The sequence below is a fragment of the Microbacterium sp. genome (assembly GCF_052099035.1).
Classification (GTDB): domain Bacteria; phylum Actinomycetota; class Actinomycetes; order Actinomycetales; family Microbacteriaceae; genus Microbacterium.
This window is the reverse complement of sequence record NZ_JBQDSX010000020.1, coordinates 43,812-52,788: the sequence shown is the minus strand read 5'-3', so window position 1 is coordinate 52,788 and position 8,977 is coordinate 43,812. Positions and strand designations below refer to the sequence as shown.

General features: G+C 64.7%; 12 protein-coding genes. 7 read left to right on the top strand and 5 right to left on the bottom strand.

Features of this window, described 5'->3' with window-relative positions:
• From ACTIAO_RS08590 to ACTIAO_RS08565, 6 genes are all read left to right on the top strand, one after another.
• A partial coding sequence (locus tag ACTIAO_RS08590; RefSeq protein WP_441905873.1) for a proton-conducting transporter transmembrane domain-containing protein occupies positions 1 to 666 on the top strand: 666 nt, incomplete at its 5' end.
• A complete protein-coding gene (locus ACTIAO_RS08585; protein WP_441905872.1) occupies positions 663 to 1,235 on the top strand; it encodes a Na+/H+ antiporter subunit E in 573 nt (190 codons plus the stop codon). The genes ACTIAO_RS08590 and ACTIAO_RS08585, both read left to right, overlap by 4 nt.
• The gene (locus ACTIAO_RS08580) at positions 1,232 to 1,501 is read left to right on the top strand and encodes a monovalent cation/H+ antiporter complex subunit F (RefSeq protein ID WP_441905871.1); all 270 of its coding nucleotides are present in this window, start codon (positions 1,232 to 1,234) and stop codon (positions 1,499 to 1,501) included. Before ACTIAO_RS08585 ends, ACTIAO_RS08580 begins: the two co-directional genes overlap by 4 nt.
• Positions 1,498 to 1,887, top strand: a complete 390-nt coding sequence (mnhG, locus tag ACTIAO_RS08575; protein ID WP_441905870.1) for a monovalent cation/H(+) antiporter subunit G — start codon at positions 1,498 to 1,500, stop codon at positions 1,885 to 1,887. Before ACTIAO_RS08580 ends, mnhG begins: the two co-directional genes overlap by 4 nt.
• Positions 1,887 to 2,768 carry a DUF2510 domain-containing protein gene (locus tag ACTIAO_RS08570; protein ID WP_441905869.1) on the top strand — a complete coding sequence of 294 codons (882 nt, stop codon included), beginning with the start codon at positions 1,887 to 1,889 and terminating at the stop codon, positions 2,766 to 2,768. The genes mnhG and ACTIAO_RS08570 overlap by 1 nt, the downstream gene beginning before the upstream one ends.
• Positions 2,769 to 3,041: 273 nt before the next feature.
• Complete coding sequence (locus ACTIAO_RS08565) at positions 3,042 to 3,947, top strand: endonuclease domain-containing protein (RefSeq protein ID WP_441905868.1); 906 nt, start codon at positions 3,042 to 3,044, stop codon at positions 3,945 to 3,947.
• A gap of 62 nt (positions 3,948 to 4,009) precedes the next feature.
• On the opposite strand, the gene ACTIAO_RS08560 is transcribed toward ACTIAO_RS08565, so the two are convergent.
• The 5 genes from ACTIAO_RS08560 to ACTIAO_RS08540 are packed head-to-tail and all read right to left on the bottom strand — an operon-like array spanning position 4,010 to position 7,941.
• Positions 4,010 to 4,774 (bottom strand): alpha/beta fold hydrolase, encoded by a 765-nt coding sequence (locus ACTIAO_RS08560; RefSeq protein ID WP_441905867.1) that lies wholly within the window; start codon positions 4,772 to 4,774, stop codon positions 4,010 to 4,012.
• 34 nt (positions 4,775 to 4,808) lie between these two features.
• Positions 4,809 to 5,624 (bottom strand): ectoine/hydroxyectoine ABC transporter ATP-binding protein EhuA, encoded by an 816-nt coding sequence (gene ehuA, locus ACTIAO_RS08555; RefSeq protein WP_441905866.1) that lies wholly within the window; start codon positions 5,622 to 5,624, stop codon positions 4,809 to 4,811.
• Positions 5,608 to 6,282, bottom strand: a complete 675-nt coding sequence (gene ehuD, locus ACTIAO_RS08550) for an ectoine/hydroxyectoine ABC transporter permease subunit EhuD (protein WP_441905865.1) — start codon at positions 6,280 to 6,282, stop codon at positions 5,608 to 5,610. Before ehuD ends, ehuA begins: the two co-directional genes overlap by 17 nt.
• Positions 6,282 to 7,052 carry an ectoine/hydroxyectoine ABC transporter permease subunit EhuC gene (gene ehuC / locus ACTIAO_RS08545; protein WP_441905864.1) on the bottom strand — a complete coding sequence of 257 codons (771 nt, stop codon included), beginning with the start codon at positions 7,050 to 7,052 and terminating at the stop codon, positions 6,282 to 6,284. Before ehuC ends, ehuD begins: the two co-directional genes overlap by 1 nt.
• Before the next feature lie 13 nt (positions 7,053 to 7,065).
• Positions 7,066 to 7,941: a transporter substrate-binding domain-containing protein gene (locus ACTIAO_RS08540; RefSeq protein ID WP_441905863.1), complete on the bottom strand. Its 876-nt coding sequence runs from the start codon at positions 7,939 to 7,941 to the stop codon at positions 7,066 to 7,068.
• Positions 7,942 to 8,203: 262 nt separating this feature from the next.
• On the opposite strand from ACTIAO_RS08540, the gene ACTIAO_RS08535 reads away from it, so the two are divergent.
• Entirely contained in the window at positions 8,204 to 8,977 is a 774-nt protein-coding gene (locus tag ACTIAO_RS08535) for a GntR family transcriptional regulator (RefSeq protein ID WP_441905862.1), read from the top strand.

Below are 8,977 nucleotides of genomic sequence, written 5' to 3'. Positions count from 1 at the left end.
CTCAAACGAATCCTGTCGTTCACGCTGGTCAGCCACGTCGGCTACATGATCTTCGGATTGGCGATCGCGACACCCGCGGCGATCGGCGCGACGGTGTACTACATCGTGCACCACATCGTCGTGCAGACGACTCTGTTCCTCGCGGTGGGGCTCATAGAGCGAAGAGCCGGAAGCACGTCGATCCTGCGGGTGAAGGGTCTGTTGAAAGCCGCGCCACTCCTGGCCGTGCTGTACTTCGTCCCCGCGATCAACCTCGGCGGGCTCCCGCCGTTCTCCGGTTTCATCGGCAAATTCGCACTGTTCGAGGCCGCGGCATCCGTCGGTACCCCCATCATGATCGTGCTGATCTTCGGCGGCATCCTGACCTCGCTCCTGACCCTCTACGCCCTGATGCGTGCGTGGAACCTCGCGTTCTGGCGCGAGGAGGAGGACGCGACCGAGACCGACGGCCGCGTGTCGTACCTCGGCAACGCGCCGGCCGCTGACGAGCAGCAGGAGCGTCGCCGCATCCCGAAGATCATGACCGTCGCGACCGGAGGCATGGTCGGTGTCACGCTGATGCTGACGGTGTTCGCGGGCCCGCTGTATGCGCTGTGCACCAGTATCGGCGAGTCCCTCCTGCAGCCCGTGAACCTCGTTCAGCTTGATGAGGAGGTGAGCCCATGAGTCCCGATGCGCGCCGGAACATCCTGCATGAGATCTGGCTGCAGGTGCCGTTCCTCGCCTGGCTGATCGTGCTGTGGATGCTGGTGTGGAACCAGTTCACGGTCCTCTCCTTCGTCACCGGTCTCATCGTGGCGATCTTCGTCACGCGCGTTTTCCGACTGCCGACGATCGAAATCTCCGGGCGTGTCAACCTCTGGTACGGGTTCCTGTTCATCGTGCAGTTCCTCTGGGCGATCGTGCGCGGTGCGATCGCTGTGACGATTCAGGTATTCGACTTCCGCCGGCAGCCGGGAGCAGCGATCATCGGCGTCGATCTGCGTTATGCCGACGACATGATCATGACGCACGTGTCGATCACGGCGTCGCTGATCCCCGGCTCGCTGGTCGTCGAGACCGACCGCGATCGCGGCATCCTGTATCTGCACGTGATCGGCGTGCGCAACCTCGACGAGGTCGAAGAGCAGCGCGCAGGGGTGCTGCGATGGGAACGTCGGATCGTTCGAGCGCTGGGCAGCCCCGCGCAGTATCGTGCACTGAAGGCGGACGAACGGGCGGAGGGCGAGCGATGAACTGGCTCATGTTCGCGATCATCGTCGTGTTCAGCGTCGCGGCGGTGCTGACGGTGATCCGCATCATCCGCGGGCCGTCGATTCTCGACCGCGCCGTGGCATCCGATGTGCTCCTGACCGAGGTCATGTGCGTGATCGGCGCGGAGATGGCGATCAACGGCCACACCCGCAGCATCCCGGTGCTGCTCATCATCGCAGCCGTCGGGGTGTTCGGGTCGATCGCTGTTGCCCGTTACGTCGCACGAAGGGACAACACGACATCATGAACGTGCTCGGATTCGTGATCCTCGATGCCAGTATCGACGTGGCGGTGCTCGTGCTGATCCTGCTCGGTGCGCTGCTGTGCCTGTCGGCGGCCGTCGGGCTGCTGCATTTCCGCGCGGTGCCGTCGCGGCTGCACGCGGCGACGAAACCGCAGGTGCTCGGGCTCATCCTGATCTGCCTCGCCGTGGCGTTGTCGCTGCGGTCAGTCGGCGGGATCCTCCTCGGGCTCGCGCTGGTGGCGCCGATCGTGCTGATGCAGTTCGCGACCGCGCCGCTGTCCGCTCACATCGTCGGACGCCAGGCCTACCGCAATGGCACGCCGGAGGAACGCACCCTCGTCGTCGACGAGCTCGCCGAATCGAAGCAGACCCCGCCCGCGGCGGGCTGATGGGACATATGAACGCGCAGCCGGGATGGTACGACGCCGGAGTTCCGGGGCAGGAGCGCTGGTGGGACGGAGTGCAGTGGACGGCCCACGAGCGGCCCGTTGGCGCGGCGTTGCAGCAGCAGCCGATGGTTCCGGCGGTGCCGATGGTGCCGGCCGCGATGGGGTCGGCCGCGATGGGGTCGGCCGCGCCGATGGGGTGGTTTCCGGTGCCGGGGGCCGGCGATGTCCGCTGGTGGGACGGAACGATGTGGACGCCGTACCGCCTGCGCGACGGCAAGCCGCGACCGGATGCTTTCGCCATCGAACCGGGCAACCTCGGGATCGTTTTCGGAATCGTATTCATCGTGCTCGGAATCTCGCAGTACAGCACCTATACCGTCTCGGGCCAGCCCGTCTTCGCTGTCACACCCATTCTGTTCTTCATCGCTGGCGTGCTCTGGCTCATCGGGGGTCTGCACGCGGGCGGGCTGAAGAAGCTGCCGGCGCCGTCGACGGTGCCGGTGTTCGACGCCGTGACCCGTCCGCTTCCCGGCGAGGTGGAGGGTGCCGGTGCCGGCTGGTTCCCGGTATCGGGTCAGGTCGGACGCTGGTGGACCGGTGCCCGGTGGAGCCCCTACATCGCCCAGAAGTTCGGCGTGCGGCCGACTCAGTACGGCCCGCGCGCATACCGGACTTCGATGATCATTGGGTGGGTTCTCGTCGGTCTCGGTGTACTCGCGGCGGTGTTCGGCTTCGCCTTCGTCACCGCGCTCGGCTGGATGGCAGCGGCGGTTGTCTTCCCAGGACTCGTCCTCTCCTTGGTCGGCGGCGCCGTGACGCTGACGGTGTACCTCCGCCGCTACACGATGGTCCTGCCGCCGCAGGCCCCGCCGCTTCGCTGACCGGCCGTGCTGCCGCGCGGCCCGCGCCGCCCGGTCGCCCGCACCCGCGCCGCAGCCTCCGCCCGCGTGGTCACAACTCCTCAAAGAACTGGTCCCGCACCGAGATGAGGCTGCCGGAGTGCACCGATGTCCTGGGCTTTGAGGAGTTGCGAACAGTGGTGAGGCGCCACCGGGTAGCTCACTTGTTCTGCACTAGCGCGAGTAAACACGAACTCTCCACCGAACGTGGATATTGGGCCCAACGATCCCCTGGCCATCGCCAATACTCCTGGGATGAAGCAACGCGAAATCTCTGTGCGTGAGCGAGCCGAGCAAACGTATGCTGTCGTCATCCACTCGCGATCCGATCTCCTTGCGAGCGGGATGACGCCGAGGGACATCACGAATGCTGTGCGTGCGGGCAATCTTCGACGTCTGCGCCGTGACCACTATGCAGCGGCTGACATCAATGATGAAGTGGCGGAGGCCGTCAGGATCGGCGGGCGTCTCAGTTGTCTGTCGTTGTTGAAAATGATCGGTGTGTTCGTTCTCCGCTGCACTTCGCTGCACGTGCATGTCCGTCCTGGGACGTCACGAACGCGTAAACCCGAGAGCGACAGAACTGTTGTGCATTGGGATGCGTGGTCGGGGCATGAGAGCCCGATGCATGTGGTCATGTTGCTGGATGCGGCACGCCACGCCGTGCGGTGTCAGGAGCCGCGCGCGGCGATCGCAACCTTGGATAGTCTGCTGCATCACCGGCTTATGACGCGGCAGCAGCTGTCCGGTGTCTTCGTCGCGTTGCCGTCCAGATTCTCCGTGCTGTTGGCCCTTGTTGATTCCAGCGCAGAATCAGGTCCAGAGACGCTCATGCGACTGATTCTCCGCACACTCGGTGTCAGCTATGAAACGCAAGTCGTGATCCCTGGGGTTGGGCGCGTGGACTTCGTGGTCGACGGCTGGCTCATCATCGAGTGCGACAGCAAGGAGTACCACGAAGGGTGGGACAAGCAGGTCGAAGATCGCGGGCGTGACATGGCGGCGGCCGGCCTCGGCTACGTGACCGTTCGGCCGCTGGCAGCCGACCTCATGCACCATGCGCCGACCGTGCAGACTGCGATTTCAGATGTGTTGGAGAATCTCGGGCCGCGGTTCCGGAGTCAACTGCTCACAACTCCTCAGAAGCGCGCCCAAAAATAGAGAAACCGGGAACCGGGCTGTGGTTGCTCCTGAGGTCTGAGGAGTTATGAACGAGCGGGCGCTTAGAGCGAGTCGTGGAACTCCGTGATGATCGCGGCGGCGAGCTGGGCGTCGCTGATCAGCGTCCCGTGGCCGTGGTCGGGGATCTCGTGCAGCCCGGCGCGGCCGGGCACGAGCGACACGATCTCACGACACCATGACACCGGCGCCAGCGGGTCGCGCTCGCCGCGCACGACGAGCACCGGGCACTGCACCTTCGCGTAGGCCTTCTCCGGTTCGTGCACCACGATCGCGCGGATCTTCCTGATCAGATGCGGCCCGCCGCGCAGGTACTCGCGCCCGCCGCGCCACAGCACGATCGGGCGCTCACCGATCAGGTCACGCAGCAGGTACGTCGCCTGCTCCCGGACGCTGCGCGATGCGCTGTTCACGGTCGGTCCCGCGAGTACCAGGCCGGCGATGAGGGATGGATGCCGTGCGGCGAGCTCCGCCCCGATCTGACTGCCCATCGAGTGGCCGATGACGACGGCGTCGGACACGTGGATGCTGCGCAGGAACGCTGCGATCAAGTCGGCATGCCGAGCCATCGTCAAAGTCCGAGCCGGCTCAGGTGCCTCGCCGAAACCGGGCAGGTCGAGCGCGATGATGCGTCCGGGGAGCCGTTCGACGAAGTCGAGGTAGACGCTGCGCCCCATTCCGATGCCGTGGATCAGCACGTACGGATGCGCGCCGGTACCGAAGTCCTCGGCGATGAGCGTCGCCCCGCCGTGCTCGAACTCGACGATGGATGCGGGCACGCCCTCGGGGGCAAGCAGACGTTCTGGCACGACTCGACCCTAGCTGCCCGCCCTCAGGAAAGACTCACAGCACAGCCGACAGGAAGTCCCTGGTCCGCTGCTCCTGCGGGTTGCTGAAGATCTCCTCCGGTCCACCCTCTTCGACGATGCGTCCGCTGTCGAACATCAGCACGCGGTTGGAGACATCGCGCGCGAACTGCATCTCGTGCGTCACGATCAGCATCGTCACATCCGTGTCGCGAGCGACATCGCGGAGGATGTTCAGCACCTCGCCGACGACCTCGGGATCCAGCGCGCTGGTGACCTCATCGAGGAGCAGGATCTCTGGCTCCATGGCCAGAGCACGTGCGATGGCGACGCGCTGCTGCTGACCGCCCGAGAGCTGTGTGGGGTGGGCGTTCTCCTTGTCGGGGAGACCCACCTTCTCGAGCAGCGCCCGGCCTCGCACCAGAGCATCCTTCTTCGACATGCCGAGCACGTGCACCGGCGCCTCGATGATGTTCTCGATCACGGTCATGTTCGGGAACAGGTTGAACTGCTGGAAGACCATTCCGATGCGCTTGCGCATCTCGTTCTTGTGCTTCTCTTTCAGCTCGACCCGCTTGCCGTCCTTCTCGTAGTGAGTCAGGGGCTTGCCGTCGATATAGACGTAGCCGGAGTTCGCTTCCTCCAGCGTCATCACCAGGCGCAGGATCGTCGTCTTACCGGACCCGCTCGGCCCGATCAGGGTGACGCGATCGCCCTTGCGCACGGTGAAATCGAGGTCGTGCAGCACGACGTGATCGCCGAAGCGCTTCTCGACCTTGTCGAAGCGGATGGCGGGAACGTCGCCGTCGTCCAGCGTGATGGCGCCGGTGTGGGTGTCAGGATTTGTGGGCAAGACGCTTCTCCAATCGACCGATGAGCAAGGAGGTCGGGTAGCTCGCGGCGAGGAACAGGATGCCGGCGAGGGTGATGGCTTCGACGTAGCGGAAGTGTTCGCCGCCGTACAGCTGTGCGGTCTTCACCATGTCGGCGACGAAGATGACCGATACGAACGGGGTCTCCTTGAACATCGAGATGACGTAGTTGCCAAGCGACGGCACCGTGGCTCGCACCGCCTGCGGAATGACCACGGCAGTCCACGTGCGCTGGCGCGACATCGACAGCGCGGTCGTCGCTTCCCACTGTCCCGGGGGTACCGAGTCGATGCCGGCGCGGTACACCTCGGCCATGTAGGTGGCGTAATGGATGCCGAAGATCGCGATGCCGATGACTATCGGTGGGATGTCGATGCCGAGGGCGAGCAACCCATAGAGGCCGAACAACAGTTGCACGACGATCGGTGTCATGCGGATGAAGTTCATCACGAAGGTGACCACTGCCGCGACCGGGCGCGGAGCGGTGCGCCGTATGAGAGCGATGACCAGCCCGAGCACAGCGGCGATCGCGCTGCTGACGACCGTGATGACGAGCGTGATGGTGAGAAAGCTCCACAGCATCTCGGGCAGCACGGCCCACACGTGATCCCAGTTCCAGGGGAAAGAGTCGTCGGACATCACACACCCCCCTGACGTCTGGTCTCTTCGACCGTGATGGCATCGACCGAAGCATCCGCATCGCTGGTGGCATCGGGGGCCGCGATTGCATCGCGCCAGCGCGTGCTCTGCCCGAGCCGGTGCTTGGCGCGGGATTCGAGCGCGTTCATGATGAGGGAGAGCACGTAGGCGATGATGAAATAGATGATGAGGCCCAGAGTGTAGGCGAAGAAGACATCGGTCTGGATGCGCAGTTTGTTCAGCTCAGCGGTCAGATCGACGATGGTGATCAGGTAGACGACCGCTGTCCCCTTCAACAGCTGGATCAGCAGGTTGTTCAGCGAGGGGATCATCAGCGCCCACGCCTGCGGGAAGATCACCCGCCACATCCGCTGGGTGCGCGAGAGACTGAGCGCCGTCGTCGCTTCCCATTGGCCGGCGGGAACGGCATTGATCGAGCCGCGTACGACCTCAGCGCCGTACGCGCCGTAGTTCAGGCCGAGCGCGAGCACGCCGGTGAACACGGCGGGCAGCTCGAGGTTGAACGGTGGCAGGGGCAGCACGAAGAAGAAGAAGAAGAGCTGCACGAGCAACGAGGTTCCACGGAAGAACTCGATCACCACGCGGGCTAACCCGCGCAGCAGAATGTTGTCGAACCGGGCGAGAAGCCCGAGCCCGATGGCGATGATGAACGCCAGCAGGGCGCCGCCCACAGTCAGCTCGAGGGTGATCAGCAGCCCGTCGAGGATCTGAGGCAGCGCCCGCTGGAGCGCTTCGAGGTTTTCGGTCACTGAGGGTGCAGGGTCAGCCGAGTTCGCCGGCGCAGAGCTGCTCGGTGGTCAGGTCTGCCGGGGGCAGGTTCTCAGCGGTGAAGCCGAACGGCTCGACGAGGTCAAGGTACGACTGCTCGTTGCCGGTGATCTTCGCGAGCTCCTCGTTGTAGGCATCCAGCAGGTCGGTGTCATCCTGACGGAACACCGTGGCGCCTGCGCCGATCTGCTCGACGCCGTCGATCACCTGCACGAAGGCTTCAGTGGTTTCGAGGTCGTCCATGTCCTCGGTCATCCAGTTCAGCGAGACCGCCGTGAGGGCGAACGCGTCGGCGAGGCCAGCCTGGACCGCTTCGAGCCCTGCGCTGGCGGAATCCACCTGGACGGTGTTGGTGATGCCGAGGTCCTTCGCGTAACCGTCTTCGATCGCGCCCGACTGCACGGCGAGCTTCACGTCGCCTGCCGCTGCGACCGAGTCGAGGTCGGTGAGACCCTTCGGGTTGCCTGCTGGGACTGCGAGGGTCGTGGTGTACATGATCTCGGGGGCGCTGAACGCGGCTTCGGCACAGCGGTCGGGCAGGATCGACATGCCGGCGCTGATGACATCCCATCGACCGGCGTTCAGACCGGGGATCAGGTTGTCCCACGCGACCTCTTCGATCTCGATGTTGTCGATGCCGAGGTTGTGGAAGATCTCTTCGTGCATGGCGATCGTCGCGCCGGTCGCTTCGCCGTCCTCGACCCAGGAGTAGGGCTGCTCAGAGGCGACGGCGAGCGTGATGGTGCCCGTCTCCTGCGCCTTCTCGAGCGTGCTCATCCCCTCGGTGTCTCCGCCGTCGGAGGAGCAGCCGGCCAGCAGGCCGATGGTGAGGGTGCTAATCGCCGCTGTGGCGATGCCGATTCGTGTCATTCGCTTCGTCATATTGTCCTCAAGTTCCGTATGGGTTCCGTTGTCGGGCACGCCGCACGGCTGCCGTTGACCGAGCCCCAGACTAAAGAATCTGTCGGCCGATGTACAGTCAGACCCGCAGATTGTCGACACGTATACAAAATTGTGATCTTGGGGCAGACTGAATTGCCGAGTCGACTTCGCATCTCGTCGCGGAGGATCGACAATGAGATGTTCGCTGTTTTACGCACGCTCAGAACGGCAACGGTCGAAAGGGAAGTTCATGGCCTCGCACACTCCTCGCGCAGTGACGCCGATCTCGATGGTGCGTGTGGCGCGTCCTTCCACCGTCGACCTGATCACGGGGGAGTTGCGCAAAGCAATCTTCACGGGAGCGCTGCCCGTCGGCACCCCCATCGGCGAGGTCGAGATGTCGTCGCAGCTCGGCGTCAGCCGCAGCCCGTTGCGCGAATCCACGCAGCGACTCGTCCAGGAAGGGCTGCTCACGGCATCCCCCGGTCGAGGCATGCGCGTCAACGTGATCGGTCCCGAGCACGTCGCCGACGTCTACGACGCACGGCTCGCGATCGAGACGCAGGCGGCCCGGCTGATCATCAAAGCCGGAGAGACATCAGTCGTCGACGCGCTCGAGACCGCATACGCATATCTCGTCTCGGTCAGCGACGGTGAGGATGCTGTCGCCATCGGCGATGCGGACCTCGACTTTCATCGGCTGCTGGTCGATTCCGCCGGTAGCCGCCGCCTGTCGCACTACATGGCGACTCTCGTGATCGAAACGCGCATCGCCAGCTTCAGCGATCCGAACGGCTACACCGTGCGTCGTTCGATCTCCCCGACGTACCGGAGACTGCTCGACGCGCTCGCCACGGGCGACGCGGCGGAGGCGTTCGCAGCTCTTGACCGGCAGTTCGCCGAAGCGGTCGCCCGGCTCACCGGTCAGGACGAGAACGTGGACACCGTCGAGCGGGCCGTGACCGAGGCGATCCCGACCATGACGCCGATCGAGTTCGCCCCGGACCTGGCTCCGGAGATCTGA